Source organism: Kandleria vitulina DSM 20405 (assembly GCF_000702065.1).
Classification (GTDB): Bacteria; Bacillota_I; Bacilli_A; order Erysipelotrichales; family Coprobacillaceae; genus Kandleria; species Kandleria vitulina.
Map to the genome: position 1 here is coordinate 1 of NZ_JNKN01000040.1, position 12583 is coordinate 12583.

19 protein-coding genes and 3 pseudogenes are annotated in these 12583 nt (G+C 34.0%); 20 read left to right on the forward strand and 2 right to left on the reverse strand.

From position 1 onward, the window contains the following. Nucleotides 1-153 (forward strand): transposase (locus tag T513_RS12680; RefSeq protein WP_155266084.1); only part of this gene is annotated, 153 nt, incomplete at its 5' end. Between the two features lie 193 nt (nucleotides 154-346). Here the strand turns inward: T513_RS12680 and T513_RS0108210 are convergent. After that, nucleotides 347-1111: a MurR/RpiR family transcriptional regulator gene (locus T513_RS0108210; protein WP_031589725.1), complete on the reverse strand. Its 765-nt coding sequence runs from the start codon at nucleotides 1109-1111 to the stop codon at nucleotides 347-349. A 99-nt stretch (nucleotides 1112-1210) separates the two neighbouring features. Between T513_RS0108210 and T513_RS0108215 the strand changes: the two genes are divergently transcribed. The 14 genes and pseudogenes from T513_RS0108215 (at nucleotide 1211) to T513_RS0108275 (ending at nucleotide 9475) form a co-directional block, all read left to right on the forward strand. Continuing rightward, on the forward strand, nucleotides 1211-1495 hold the full coding sequence (locus tag T513_RS0108215; protein ID WP_029070413.1) for a ParB N-terminal domain-containing protein: 285 nt from the start codon (nucleotides 1211-1213) through the stop codon (nucleotides 1493-1495). Then, complete coding sequence (locus T513_RS0108220; protein WP_031589726.1) at nucleotides 1495-2181, forward strand: pseudouridine synthase; 687 nt, start codon at nucleotides 1495-1497, stop codon at nucleotides 2179-2181. The genes T513_RS0108215 and T513_RS0108220 overlap by 1 nt, the downstream gene beginning before the upstream one ends. Continuing rightward, entirely contained in the window at nucleotides 2174-2407 is a 234-nt protein-coding gene (locus T513_RS0108225; RefSeq protein ID WP_031589727.1) for a Smr/MutS family protein, read from the forward strand. The genes T513_RS0108220 and T513_RS0108225 overlap by 8 nt, the downstream gene beginning before the upstream one ends. Then, nucleotides 2404-3531: a 23S rRNA (uracil(1939)-C(5))-methyltransferase RlmD gene (gene rlmD / locus T513_RS0108230; RefSeq protein ID WP_031589728.1), complete on the forward strand. Its 1128-nt coding sequence runs from the start codon at nucleotides 2404-2406 to the stop codon at nucleotides 3529-3531. Before T513_RS0108225 ends, rlmD begins: the two co-directional genes overlap by 4 nt. Before the next feature lie 74 nt (nucleotides 3532-3605). Then, complete coding sequence (locus T513_RS0108235; protein WP_031589729.1) at nucleotides 3606-3917, forward strand: TfoX/Sxy family protein; 312 nt, start codon at nucleotides 3606-3608, stop codon at nucleotides 3915-3917. A gap of 30 nt (nucleotides 3918-3947) precedes the next feature. Further along, nucleotides 3948-4316, forward strand: coding sequence for an ACT domain-containing protein (locus T513_RS0108240; RefSeq protein WP_238551737.1), 369 nt, complete (start codon nucleotides 3948-3950; stop codon nucleotides 4314-4316). A gap of 227 nt (nucleotides 4317-4543) precedes the next feature. Then, nucleotides 4544-5026 (forward strand): NAD(+) diphosphatase, encoded by a 483-nt coding sequence (locus T513_RS0108245; RefSeq protein WP_029070424.1) that lies wholly within the window; start codon nucleotides 4544-4546, stop codon nucleotides 5024-5026. Nucleotides 5027-5339: 313 nt separating this feature from the next. Continuing rightward, nucleotides 5340-5567 carry a glycosyl-4,4'-diaponeurosporenoate acyltransferase CrtO family protein gene (locus T513_RS12685; protein WP_422723613.1) on the forward strand — a complete coding sequence of 76 codons (228 nt, stop codon included), beginning with the start codon at nucleotides 5340-5342 and terminating at the stop codon, nucleotides 5565-5567. A 35-nt stretch (nucleotides 5568-5602) separates the two neighbouring features. Continuing rightward, nucleotides 5603-6007 carry a GNAT family N-acetyltransferase gene (locus T513_RS0108255; RefSeq protein ID WP_031589731.1) on the forward strand — a complete coding sequence of 135 codons (405 nt, stop codon included), beginning with the start codon at nucleotides 5603-5605 and terminating at the stop codon, nucleotides 6005-6007. A 425-nt stretch (nucleotides 6008-6432) separates the two neighbouring features. After that, a pseudogene (tnpA, locus tag T513_RS11485) lies at nucleotides 6433-6846 on the forward strand (IS200/IS605 family transposase). Then, complete coding sequence (locus T513_RS0108265; protein ID WP_202961740.1) at nucleotides 6797-8449, forward strand: hypothetical protein; 1653 nt, start codon at nucleotides 6797-6799, stop codon at nucleotides 8447-8449. The pseudogene tnpA and the gene T513_RS0108265 overlap by 50 nt, the downstream one beginning before the upstream one ends. Nucleotides 8450-8511: 62 nt before the next feature. Then, a complete protein-coding gene (locus tag T513_RS12365) occupies nucleotides 8512-8658 on the forward strand; it encodes a hypothetical protein (RefSeq protein ID WP_169737562.1) in 147 nt (48 codons plus the stop codon). A gap of 23 nt (nucleotides 8659-8681) precedes the next feature. Continuing rightward, the gene (locus tag T513_RS0108270) at nucleotides 8682-8903 is read left to right on the forward strand and encodes a GNAT family N-acetyltransferase (RefSeq protein WP_051654419.1); all 222 of its coding nucleotides are present in this window, start codon (nucleotides 8682-8684) and stop codon (nucleotides 8901-8903) included. Nucleotides 8904-8908: 5 nt separating this feature from the next. Continuing rightward, entirely contained in the window at nucleotides 8909-9475 is a 567-nt protein-coding gene (locus T513_RS0108275) for a GrpB family protein (protein WP_031589734.1), read from the forward strand. 16 nt (nucleotides 9476-9491) lie between these two features. Here T513_RS0108275 and T513_RS12720 read toward each other — a convergent pair whose 3' ends face one another. Next, complete coding sequence (locus tag T513_RS12720) at nucleotides 9492-9632, reverse strand: hypothetical protein (RefSeq protein WP_201783610.1); 141 nt, start codon at nucleotides 9630-9632, stop codon at nucleotides 9492-9494. Nucleotides 9633-9859: 227 nt separating this feature from the next. Here T513_RS12720 and T513_RS12515 point away from each other — a divergent pair. The 5 genes and pseudogenes from T513_RS12515 to T513_RS12220 all read left to right on the forward strand — a co-directional run. Beyond that, a pseudogene (locus T513_RS12515) lies at nucleotides 9860-10693 on the forward strand (DUF3737 family protein). Between the two features lie 176 nt (nucleotides 10694-10869). Then, the gene (locus tag T513_RS0108290; RefSeq protein ID WP_031589735.1) at nucleotides 10870-11088 is read left to right on the forward strand and encodes a thioredoxin family protein; all 219 of its coding nucleotides are present in this window, start codon (nucleotides 10870-10872) and stop codon (nucleotides 11086-11088) included. Nucleotides 11089-11182: 94 nt separating this feature from the next. Further along, the gene (locus T513_RS0108295) at nucleotides 11183-11926 is read left to right on the forward strand and encodes an N-acetyltransferase (RefSeq protein ID WP_031589736.1); all 744 of its coding nucleotides are present in this window, start codon (nucleotides 11183-11185) and stop codon (nucleotides 11924-11926) included. Between the two features lie 11 nt (nucleotides 11927-11937). Continuing rightward, nucleotides 11938-12267, forward strand: a complete 330-nt coding sequence (locus T513_RS0108300; protein ID WP_031589737.1) for a TfoX/Sxy family protein — start codon at nucleotides 11938-11940, stop codon at nucleotides 12265-12267. Nucleotides 12268-12371: 104 nt separating this feature from the next. Further along, nucleotides 12372-12583 (forward strand): annotated as a pseudogene (locus tag T513_RS12220) (transposase); the annotation flags it as partial.

The window sequence follows — 12583 nt, forward strand, 5'->3', positions numbered from 1 at the left end:
AAGGAGGATCGAGGATTCACAAGATTTTCGAGAAGAGGACTCGATAATGCAAAAATGGAATTTCTTCTTGTGTGTCTGGGGTTCAATTTAAGGAAGTATCACCACTGGTACAGGAAGAAATGTAAAGAAAAAGTCAAATCGCTTTCGAATTAGGCAGGTACAATTCACAGTGCAAAAAAGATATTCACAATGGATACCCTTATTACGCCCTTTTTAGGGTTTTTTTATTGTGAGTCTTATGAGAATGAATAGAATGAAATCATATCCTACATATCATGAAAAATATGGACGAAAAAAAGAAGCCTAACGAAATGATTAAATCATTTCGTTACGGCTTCTTCTTTTGTTATAGATAATATTGCTGAAAATACTGAAGACGAATTAAATCGAAGATAGCCATTAACTGATAGTTGAAATCAACACTATCAAAACGTCCAGGAAGAACAAGCACTCTTGTATTCTCATTTTCCATCTTACGGTATGTAGCATTTTGTGTAAGCAATACTGAATACGCATTTTCTACTTGCAGATGTTGCATCTTCTTTTGCATATTCTTAAGTGCTCTACCAGTAGCACTCACAATGATAATGACATCATCCTTATTAAGAACAATTGGATTATAACTATGATACTGAATAAAAGGTTTACCAAAAGTAATCATATCAGTTTGTAGCTCTACTCCTAAAGATAAAGGATAGAGTGCACCGAGAATAATGATTCTCTTAGCTTTATAAAGCTTCTCGCAAATTTCACAAACCATACGCTGAAGTTCCTCTTTTTCAATCGTCATATCCATCTTATCGAGGAACTGTTCAGGATGAACATCAATCAATCTTACACGAATCTGATTCAGTCTGGTCTGATAATCATTATAGAGTTTAAGCTTAAATTCTTCATAGTCATTAAATCCAAAGGCACTCATAAAAGCATCAAGCTCTTCTTCTTTAAAAGGCCCCATTTTAATAACATCTTCTTTATTCATGTTCTCCATATCTAAATAATGAAAAACAATAAAGTTGGCAATCTTAAAATAAGAATCATTAAATAATGTACCATTCATGTAAGTCAATATTCTACTTAATAATAAATTCTGACTGATCTTCATTCCCATAGTGTTCACTCCTTCGTGAATATTATATCATATCAATAAAACTCATATAAAAGAATTTCCAACATGTAAAAAAATGTTTATAATAAAAGCGGTGATAAAATGAGAATAAGACAACTATCAATAGATGAAATACAATTTACAAGAAAAGACTATAGTGAAACATTACTGGCCTCAGTTAAGAGAATTGGTTTTTCTTTTCCTATTCAGGTAAGAATAGAAAATGATCAATATGTCTGTGTTGATGGACATAAAAGATTAACTATTCTAGAAGATATACTCAAAGAAGATCCATCTTATAAAAGAGGAAGAAATGTACATGTCATCATTAAGAATAATGGCGATCAACGATCAAATGATTGTTCAAGAGGGAGAAACACCCACTAATGCATATCATTGATTTATTGGTATTACATAAAATAGCTAAAAAACATCATGCCAAAAAGCTATTGAAGGAAGGACATGTCAGAGTCAATGGAGAGATTATTACTGATAATATTGATGTAGAAGAAGGAGAAGTCTATTGTGATGATCATCAATTAGATCTTCACCCATTAAAATACTATATGATCAATAAGCCAGCTCAATATATCTGTGCCAACAGGGACGATAAAGATCCCTGCATTGTAGAACTGATGCCAAGAAAAGATTTACATATTGTAGGAAGACTTGATCGAGATACAACAGGTTTATTATTATTGACAAATGATATAAAACTAAGAAAAAGACTAACGCTTCCTCTTTATCATATAGAAAAGACTTATCAGTTTACTTGTCTTCATCCTTTAACAAAAGAAGAAGTAGACAAGGCTAATGAAGGTGTTGTGATAGATGATAATCATTTATGTGAATGCTTTATTCAGATGAAAGATGAAAAAGAAGGATACATTACAATTCATGAAGGAAGATATCATGAAGTAAAGAAGATTTTTCTTTCTTTAAACAATAAGATCTTATCTTTAAAGAGAATATCTTTTGGTCATCTTGAATTAGGTCATCTTCAAGAAGGAGAATATCGTCATTTATCAGATGATGAAATAGCAACATTAAGGGAGAGTGTATATCTTGATTAAAGAGTTAGACATTCATGGCTGTACAACTATTGAAGCAAGAAAACTTATTAAAGAAGCATTAAAAGATCAGAATATCTCAGTATTAAGAGTTATACATGGCTATCATTCTGATATATTAATGAAGATGGTAAGAAAAGAATTTAGAACTCATCCAAGAGTGGATCATATTGAACTGTCAATGAATAAAGGATTGACAGATTTGGTTATTAAGAAAGGATTTTTATGAGAAAACAGTGTGCAATTGAAAAGAAGTGTGGCGGTTGTCAATTTATCAATAAGGGATATGAAGCATCATTAGAATATAAGAATAAGAAGATGAAGAAACTCTTCGAAGAGTTTCATGTAAACGTACATCCCATAGAAGGTGCAAAAAATCCATACGGGTATAGGAATAAGACAATCGTTGCTTTCGATCATCAGTATCATTATGGATTATATGAAGAAAGCAGTCATAGAGTTGTTCCTTATGATACTTGTCTTCTTCATGATGAAAAGACTGATCAGATATTAAAGAAAATATCACAATTATTTAGAAAATACCGTGTTTCTATTTATGATCCACGAAAATCAAGAGGGGATATTCGTCATGTATTAATTAGAAGAGCGGTAAAGACTAATCAGACATTAGTGACTTTGGTTTCTAATAACAAGGTCTTTAATGGTTCAAAGAATTTCTGTAAAGAAATGACGAAAGCTTTCCCTGATATCAAAAGCATTGTTTTAAATGTCAATCAAAGAAAGACAAGTATTGTCTTAGGTGATTATGAGAAAGTTCTATATGGGAAAGGGTTTATCATTGATGAACTTTGTGGATTGACATTTAAGATTTCATCTAAATCTTTTTATCAGATTAATCATGATCAATGTGAAGCATTGTATGACAAGACTTTATCTTTATTAAAGAATCCACAGAAAGTATTGGATACTTACTGTGGTATTGGAACAATTGGCATGATTGCCAGCAAGAAGGCAAAAGAAGTTATTGGTGTTGAAAGAAATAGAGATGCCATTAAGGATGCTAATGATAATAAAGCAAGCAATCATATTAACAATATTAAGTTCATCTGCGATGATGCAACTGAATTTATGAAGAAGCAAGCAAGCATGAAAGCTTCATATGATACAATCATTATGGATCCACCTAGAACAGGATCTACTAAGGAATTTATTCAAGCTGTTAAGATACTTAATCCTAAACAGATTGTCTATGTATCATGTGGACCTGATACGCAAGTAAGAGATCTTAAGGAATTTAAGAAGATTGGCTACACATTTACTGATGTGTATCCATTTGATATGTTCCCATTTACTGAACATGTGGAGACTGTTGTTAGATTGGACAAGAAATAACCGAAGAAATACGTCGAGACCGGCGTAGATGCTGAGGATTATTACAAGATTAAGGATTCTGAGGAGGCGAGATAATAGCATCAAGCAAAGATTATCTTGATTATATTCTGGATCAGCTTTCTGGGTTGGACGATATATCGTATCGCGCTATGATGGGAGAATACATCATTTACTATCGCAGCAAGGTAGTCGGCGGAATATATGATGACCGCTTTCTTGTGAAACCTGTGAGGGCAGCCGTTGTCATGATGCCGGACGCAGATATGGAACTGCCGTATGAAGGCGCGAAAAAGATGCTGCTTGTGGATGATGTGGAGAACAGGGTGTTTCTAAGAGAGTTGCTTGATACAATGTATCTAGAACTGACTGCTCGAAAGAAGAGATAGAAAAATACAGATTTTTAGAAAGGAACAAGAATGATGGAACTGAAGAAAATTGACTATAAGCTAACGGTATGTAAAGTGGCTGAAGTATCAAGCATAGATATGGGATCCGACTTCTATTTTATTGGGAAGACGGATGAAGAATTATCTCTGGTGTGTAAAACGGAAGATACACCGGACAATACAATCGAGCGTGATGATGGTTGGAGAGGTTTCCGTATTCAGGGCGTGCTCGACTTTTCGTTAATTGGTATTTTGTCAAAACTGTCCAGCATTCTCGCTGAGCATAAAATTGGCATATTTGCCGTATCGACTTATAACACCGACTATATTCTAGTGAAAGAAGAGAACTATGAGCGAGCGCTGAGCGTTTTAACATCAGAAGGATACACAGTGATTTAGAAACAAAATTCCAGCTTGTAGAAGTGTTCGACCAAAGAGAAACAGATGGGAAATCAATTACTTCAATTGATGAATTGAATAAGCTTGCAGTATTGAAACTTGAAGATTCCTATGTAAGATATAAGATATAAAGTAAACAATAGTTAACATACGAGGACAAAATATTTTTTGTTCTCGTTTTTATTATGTTACTATATATAAAAGAAATTTTAAGAGAAGGTGAAAAAATGAATTATTGTGATCAATGTGGAGAAAAATTAATATATAAAGAAAATGGAATAGATGGTAAGGTTCCCTTTTGTCCTCATTGTCAGCAGTTTAAGTTTCCTGCATTTAACAGTGCTATTTCAGCGATTGTATTTAATCCTGATAAAGATAAGATTCTATTAATTCAGCAATATGGAAAACCTTATCATGTTCTCGTTGCTGGCTATATAAATAAAGGAGAAAATGCAAAAGAAGCATTGGTTCGTGAAATAAAAGAAGAAACTGGTCTTAGTGTTGTCAGCTATGTCTACAATGACAATGAATACTATTCTAAATCCAATACGTTAATTCATAATTATGCAGTAAGAGTTGAAACTGAAGATTTCCAATTAACTGATGAAGTAGATGATGCAAAATGGTATGGCTTAGATGAAGTTTTAGATACCATTAAACCAAATTCACTCGCCAAAAGCTTTTTACAAAGATTTTTAGCAAAATTGTAGGACGTTTCTAAATGAAAAAGATTGTTTATTCATTTGGAATAGGATTTATAGTTTTAACACTATTCTTTTGTGGTATATATGTGAAGTATCATAGTAGTTTAGTTCTTTCTCTTACGATAATATTCGGGACAGTCTCTCATCATTTTGTAATGCGACTACTTGTTGGATCTGTCGTAGGAAGATGCATGCACAATAAGGCAGATTATACTAAAAAATGGTATCAAAGTAGACAATGGGAAAAGTCTATTTATGAAATATTGAAAGTAAGATACTGGAAAACTATTTGTCGATTTTTGAACAAGATTACTTCAACTTGCGTAAACGTAGTTTTGATCAAATAGCACAGACTATGTGTCAAGCTGAAGTGGTCCATGAAGTCATTGTTTTGTTGTGCTTTATCCCAGTATTATTTTCCATTTGGTTTAATGCTTTCTGGGTATTTATGATTACTTCATTTCTAGCTGCATGTTTTGATCTTGCTTTTGTCATAATGCAAAGGTCTAACCGACCAAGAGTTATTAAGCTTATAAGAAAACACTAGAAACTGTGATGGTTCATTTATTTGAGGGGGATAATATGAATATTGAATATAAAGAAACACATGATTTTACAAGAGAACAGCTTGAAGAGCTGTTTCTATCTGTAGAATGGTCATCGGGTCACTATCCAGATAAATTAGTAATCGCTATGAAAAACTTCAAAACTGTTATTTCAGCATGGGATGGTGATAAGCTCATTGGTATGATCTGTGCCATGGATGATGGGATCATGAATGCTTATGTTCATTATCTACTTGTAAATCCAAAGTATCATGGACTTAAGATTGGAAGAACTTTGGTTTCAATGATAAAAGAACACTATAAAGATTATCTTAGAATTGCAGTTATTGCCTATGATAAAGAATTGCATTTCTATGAGAATTGTGGATTTGAAAAAAGCAAAGATGCTTCACCGATGTTTATTACTTCATTATGGACATAATAAAAAGAATATGCTCTGAAATATAAAATTGTTTAACAACGTTAATATTAAAGTGTAAAAGGTTATAAGCCGCTTTTTTATGTAAGACTACATTTATGCTACTCGACATATACATAGACTTGATTTATAATTTATGTATAAATCAATAAAAGTTTCAGCTTATGAGGATATAAATATGCATGAATCATATAAAGCAATACCTTTTACAATAACAATGCATCATGATGAAAGCATGGAGGGATTATAAACAAGGGCACGTTCTAAAAGCAATAACGTACAAATCAATATTTCTATTCCGTCTGAATGGAAGACCCAGCTTGAGAACCTTGAGCGCATCTATTCTGTCGAGGAAGGTGAAACCATTACATTTCTTGACCTGATGCGCAGAGGGATTCAGGAAAAATATCAATTAGGAGAAAAAGACAGTGAGCGAGGAACAATATTATAGTGCTTCGCATTGTAAATATCTGACGCAGTATCATATCATCTGGTGCCCTAAATTCAGATTCTCTGTATTGCAGAAAGGCGCTGACGATAAACTAAAAAACATCCTTGCTGGCATCTGCAATCAATACGGATATGAAATCAAAGCATTGGAAGTGATGCCAGACCATATACATATATTCGTGGATTGCCCGCAGACAGTTGCTCCCTGTGATATAGCAAGGACGCTTAAAAGCATCAGTGCTGTTGAAATGTTTAAGGTTTTCCCGCAGTTGAAGTAGTTTTACTCCCGTTGTGGAGCATTATGGTCAAGGGGATATTTTGTATCAACGGCAGGACATATAAGTGAAGCTACAGTTAAGAAATATATCGAGGAACAGAAAAACCATGACTGATGAAGAATACAAGAAAACCTTGAAGCAATTTCATAAACTTTCTGACAGGCATATCTTGGTTGTCGAAACCGATATGCCTTATTCTGATGTCGTAAAGACAGTCACTCTTTCCGATAAGATACGCAAAGCAGGAAATGAACTTGTCGGGCTTATGAGAAATAATTATAACCAGTTACTGCGCACAAAGAAATACCGTAAACTGCTTAAATTATATGGCAATACTCAAGACAAAGATAAACGTAGGGTTTTGGCAAAACAGCTTAATGAAATGCAGTCTGAATACAACGTCACATGGAATTTTTGCAGAAAGTCCATGATTCCGATAGGCAAGAAATATGGCATAGATGCCATATTCGCCCTCACCAAAGCTGAGGATGTATGGCGTGGTATCGAGAAATGCCTTTACGATAACGGCAAAATGATCCATTTTTCAAAGTATGGGGAGTTACCCTGTATAAGAGCAAAACAGATAAATCGCGGCATTCCTATCTCTGTCAAGGGTGACAAGCTGCAATTCAGAATAGGCAAGAATATCTTTGGAATACAAATCAATGATAGATTTCAACAAGATGAAGTGGACGCAGTTCTATCTTATCTTGCTGACTCTGAAATGATAGATCATAAAGCAGTCTATAGATTTGTAGAAGACGCATATTGTATTGATACATACAGACCATGCTATGCTACTCTCGTGCCTAAGCTGATAAGAGGCAAATACAGACTATATCTACATCTGACCATCGAAGGAAAAGCGATGCCTAAATATGACAAGCACGGCAATCCCCGTCACATATACGGCAAGGGCACGATAGGCGCTGATATCGGAACGCAGACAGTTGCATATACATCGGATACCGAAGTCGGATTAAAGAACCTTTCAGAACGTGGCAACAGCATCCAGACATCCGAGAAAAAAGAGAGTCTACTCTACAGGGCAATGGACAGGTCAAGGCGGGCAACGAATCCTCAGAACTATAATGATGATGGCACTATCAGGAAAGGCCGTAAGACCTGGAAATATTCAAATCATTATAAGAAGCTGAAAGCTAAGCACTCTGAATTATGCCGTATCAACGCAGTCAACAGGCAGCTCGCAATAAATGAGGATTCTAACCATTTGCGAAGTCTCGGAGACGTATTTGTGACAGAGCCTAAAAATGCAGGCAAGCTGATGAAGAGGGCTAAGGAGACTACTAAAAATAGTAAAGGTAAATTCAACAAGAAAAAGCGCTTTGGAAAATCCATAAAGAACCGCTGCCCATCTGGATTTCAGACTGCGGTAGAAAGGAAATTCAAGGCCACGGGTGGTACATACATAGAGGTTCCTAATAATTATAGGGCAAGCCAGTACGACCATACTGCTGATGATTACATCAAAAAGAAACTGTCTGACAGGCTGTATAAACTTCGTGATGGTACTGAAGTACAAAGAGACTGGTATTCATCTTATCTGTTTTACTGCTACGATTATAGAACACAGGACATAGATAAAGAAAAATGTATTACAGAATTTAAGGCTCAATACAACAAAGAAAAAGCCCTAATCGCATGGATTAAGGCCAACAAGATAAGAATATTAAATAGCGGAATCAAAGTAGCTTAACAACTTAATATCAGGGCGATTGACTGTACGTCCTTGCCGCAAGGCAGAAGTTTACCGCTAATGTGGTCGTAGGACTGCTTGGTAATGAAAGTCCTGATTCAGACAGATTTACACTTGTAACTCCAAAGCCTGAAAATGGTGTACGATTACAAGCTACACTTGGCAATCAGAACCCCACGGGCTTGCCCGTGGGAGCAGTCAGTGTATAGGACAAAAATGGTGGCATCAGGGAGTGACATCAGAAGCATTCAAAGCTGTCATTGATTATCTATTTGAAACTGTTGAAGTCAATAGAATAGAAGCAAAACACGATACAAACAATCCTAATTCAGGTAAAGTAATGAAAAAATGCGGATTAAAATATGAAGGAACACTTCGTCAGGCAGGATTTAATAATCATGGAATTGTGGATGAATCCATATATGGTCTATTAAGAAGTGAATGGAAAAGATAATCAATATGGAAAAAGAGCTAACAGAAATGACATTAGAAGAACTATGGACACTTTTCCCCATATTTCTTGTACCTCATGATAAGAAGTGGGAAGACAATTATAAAGAAATAGAAAGTGTACTAAAAGAGGTATTACAGGAATATTCAATAAAAAGAATAAGTCATATAGGAAGCACTTCAATCAAGAATATTTATGCTAAAGATATTGTGGATGTATTAATTGAAATTGATTCTAATGAAGATATAGAAAAAACAGCGCAACAAATTGAAAAGAATGGTTTTTATAGAATGTGTAATGAAAATCAAAGAATCTCATTAAATAAAGGCTACACTAAAAAAGGGTTTGCAAAGAAGGTCTACCACATTCATCTAAGATATATAGGTGATAATGATGAACTGTATTTTAGAGATTACATGAATGATCATCCTGATATTGCAAAAGATTATGAAGCATTAAAACTAAGTCTATGGAAAAAGTATGAACATAATAGGGATGCTTATACAAATGCGAAAACATCATTTATTAAGAAGTGGACTACAGTAGCCAAAGAAGCATATGGAGAAAGGTATTAAGAATATGATCTGTTTTCTAACTAGCAGCAGGAATGATTGGCGCTTCTAACTTCTTTGAACTTGCAGTAGCCGTTGCAATCGCATTATTTGGAACAACCAGTCCAGCAGCGCTTGCTACAACTGTGGGTGTATTAACAGAAGTACCTGTCATGCTCATGCTTGTAACTATTGCAAATAAAACGAAAACTTATTTTGATAAATAAAAAAGACACCTTAGGGTGTCTTTTACTATTTGGGTCATTTTTTCATTTCTACTAGACTTTGGTGTTCAATGTCGTATTTATAGATTATAATGTTCAAGGAGAGTACAAATAATTTGCATGTAATGTTTCTTTGAAAGTAAAGATGTGAATACAATGTGCAGGAGAGAGGAGGAACTGAATCATGCGAGTCATTAAAAATCAGACATTTGATGAAGAAAGAGCTTTATATGGCAGTAACCAAGTGGAAATAGTAGGCTGTCAATTTGATGGAGATGCAGATGGAGAAAGTGCATGTAAGGAATGTAGTAATCTCATTGTGAATGATTGTTATTTTAATCTTCGTTATCCATTTTGGCATAATCATACATTAAGTATAAAAGAGAGTACACTTACAGAAAACTGTCGTGCTGCGCTTTGGTATTCTAGCGACATTACTATTGATAACACAAGCATGCTTGGCATCAAGGCGTTAAGAGAATGCCATCATGTAAAGATTAATGATTGTACCATCCAATCTCCAGAGTTTGGCTGGTCAGTAGATGATATTGAAATGAACTGAACAGATGTTATCAGTGAATACTTTATGCTTCGTTCTTCACATTTAACATTTAATTACGTTAATCTTATTGGAAAATATTCATTCCAGTATATAGAAGACTCTGTTTTTTCTAGTTGTGTATTTGACACCAAAGATGCCTTTTGGCATGCTAAAAATATTATCATCAAAGATAGTGTACTAAAAGGTGAATACCTTGCCTGGTATTGCGAAAATGTAACCTTTGATAACTGTACTATCATTGGTACACAGCCACTTTGTTATTGTAAAAAATTGAAACTTATGAATTGCAGGATGATAGATTGTGATCTTTCTTTTGAAAAATCAGAAGTAGAAGCAACAATAACTTCTTCAGTGACAAGTATCAAGAATCCTTATAAGGGAACAATAACAGTTAAAGAAGTTGATGAACTTATTATGGATGATGAACATGCTAAAGGAGTTGTCATTGCAGGATAATAGGAAAGGAATCAATATGAAAAGAATCACCACAAAAGAATTATTGGCTCCACCTTTCTAGAATTATCAGAGAAGAAGTCTATCAATAAAATCACTATTGCAAATATAGCTGAAAATTGTGAACTGACACAGCCGACTTTATCACATCATATGTACTCATCTAAAGGAGAAAATATATGAATATTAAAGTATTAGGTGGCGGATGCAAAAACTGTGAAAGATTGCTAAAAGCTACAAAAGAAGCTGTAGAAAACAAGGGAGTAGATGCTGAAATTGAATATATCACAGATATTGAAATAATCATGAGCTACGGTATCATGAGTACACCTGCTCTTGTCATTGACGAAAAAGTCGTTGCTACTGGAAGAGTTCTTAATATTGAAAAGATGATCTAAAAGGATGATTACTCATCCTTTTTTATTTGAAGAAATATAAAATATTGAATCATAATTTCTATATTGTTAACATGATATATAAGGAGAATAGACGATGGAATATATTACTATAACGAAAGAAAATATTGAACAGGAACATATCTGTTGTGCGCTTTCTAAGAATAATGATATACAGGTTTCTTCAAAAAAGAAATGGATGAAAGAGTGCCTTGATGATGGATTAGTCTTTATCAAAAGCAAAGAAAGAGGGAAATGCTTTATTGAATATATCCCTGCACAAAACGCATGGATCCCTATTATCGCTAAAGATTACATGTATATTAATTGTCTATGGGTATCAGGTTCACTAAAAGGGCATGGATATGCCAATGATCTCTTGGACGCATGTATTCGGGATAGTCAAGCTAAAGGAATGAAGGGGATATGTATCTTATCTTCTGCTAAGAAAAAACCATTTCTTGCGGATCCTAAATTCTTAAAATATAAGGGTTTTAGTATATCAGATGAATCTGATAATGGGATTTCTCTTTGGCATCTTTCATTTGAAGAGACAGCTTTGCCCATCTTTAAAGCTTGTGCAAAGCATCCTCATATCAATGAAAAAGGGTATGTTCTCTATTATACAAATCAATGTCCATTCAATGGTAAATATGTACCTCTTTTAGTAGAATGTGCTAATAAGCATAATATTGATTTTAAGACAGTCAAGTTAACAAGTAAAAAAGAAGCACAGAATGCACCTACACCAATTACTAATTATGCCTTATTCTATAATGGCAATTATCTTACTAATGAACAGATGAATGAAAAGAAGTTTTTAAAATTAATTAATCAATAAAGGAGAAAATAATGGCATCACACAAAGACTATTTGGATTATATTTTAGATGCACTTTCATTATTAGATGAGATTACGTACAGATCCATGATGGGAGAATATATTCTCTATTATCGTGGAAAGATATTTGGAGGAATCTATGATGATCGTTTTCTTGTAAAAGAAACACCGTCTTCAAAGACAATGATGCATTCCATAAAGAAAGAATGTCCTTATGAAGGAGCAAAAGAAATGATTCTAATTGAAGAAATAGATAATAAAGAATTCTTAAAAGAATTGATTGAAAACATGTATGAAGAATTGCCATTTCCAAAAAAAGAAAGTAAAAGATTGTATGATTAAAATCAAATAGAAGATAAAGAGGCTGTAACGAAATAAAATACAGTAAAAAAAGTGGCGTACTCACTATTTAGTGAGTGCAGCCACTTTTTTGGTATAATTAGGTTATGAGTTACAAGAATATAAAAGAACCTAATTACAGTAATCATTATAACCTATATCAGATGTGTTTGCCACTTAATCTTGAATATGTTCTTGATGAAGATGATGAACTGTTCTCGTTCCTGAAAGCGATAGGAGGAATTGATTTTTCAAGGTACATGAAAAAGAACGAGACCAGAGGACGTAAAGGACATGATAACTTCAGGATGCTTAAGGC

Excerpts from the sequence above, each read along its gene's own strand:
- T513_RS0108215 (WP_029070413.1), top strand. The coding sequence starts at position 1,211 with ATGAGAATAAGACAACTATCAATAGATGAAATACAATTTACAAGAAAA.
- T513_RS0108290 (WP_031589735.1), top strand. The coding sequence starts at position 10,870 with ATGAATATTAAAGTATTAGGTGGCGGATGCAAAAACTGTGAAAGATTG.
- T513_RS0108300 (WP_031589737.1), top strand. The coding sequence starts at position 11,938 with ATGGCATCACACAAAGACTATTTGGATTATATTTTAGATGCACTTTCA.
- T513_RS12720 (WP_201783610.1), bottom strand. The coding sequence starts at position 9,632 with ATGAGCATGACAGGTACTTCTGTTAATACACCCACAGTTGTAGCAAGC.
- T513_RS0108240 (WP_238551737.1), top strand. The coding sequence starts at position 3,948 with ATGATGGAACTGAAGAAAATTGACTATAAGCTAACGGTATGTAAAGTG.
- T513_RS0108245 (WP_029070424.1), top strand. The coding sequence starts at position 4,544 with ATGAATTATTGTGATCAATGTGGAGAAAAATTAATATATAAAGAAAAT.
- T513_RS0108275 (WP_031589734.1), top strand. The coding sequence starts at position 8,909 with ATGGAAAAAGAGCTAACAGAAATGACATTAGAAGAACTATGGACACTT.
- rlmD (WP_031589728.1), top strand. The coding sequence starts at position 2,404 with ATGAGAAAACAGTGTGCAATTGAAAAGAAGTGTGGCGGTTGTCAATTT.
- T513_RS0108255 (WP_031589731.1), top strand. The coding sequence starts at position 5,603 with ATGAATATTGAATATAAAGAAACACATGATTTTACAAGAGAACAGCTT.
- T513_RS0108210 (WP_031589725.1), bottom strand. The coding sequence starts at position 1,111 with ATGGGAATGAAGATCAGTCAGAATTTATTATTAAGTAGAATATTGACT.
- T513_RS0108220 (WP_031589726.1), top strand. The coding sequence starts at position 1,495 with ATGCATATCATTGATTTATTGGTATTACATAAAATAGCTAAAAAACAT.
- T513_RS0108295 (WP_031589736.1), top strand. The coding sequence starts at position 11,183 with ATGGAATATATTACTATAACGAAAGAAAATATTGAACAGGAACATATC.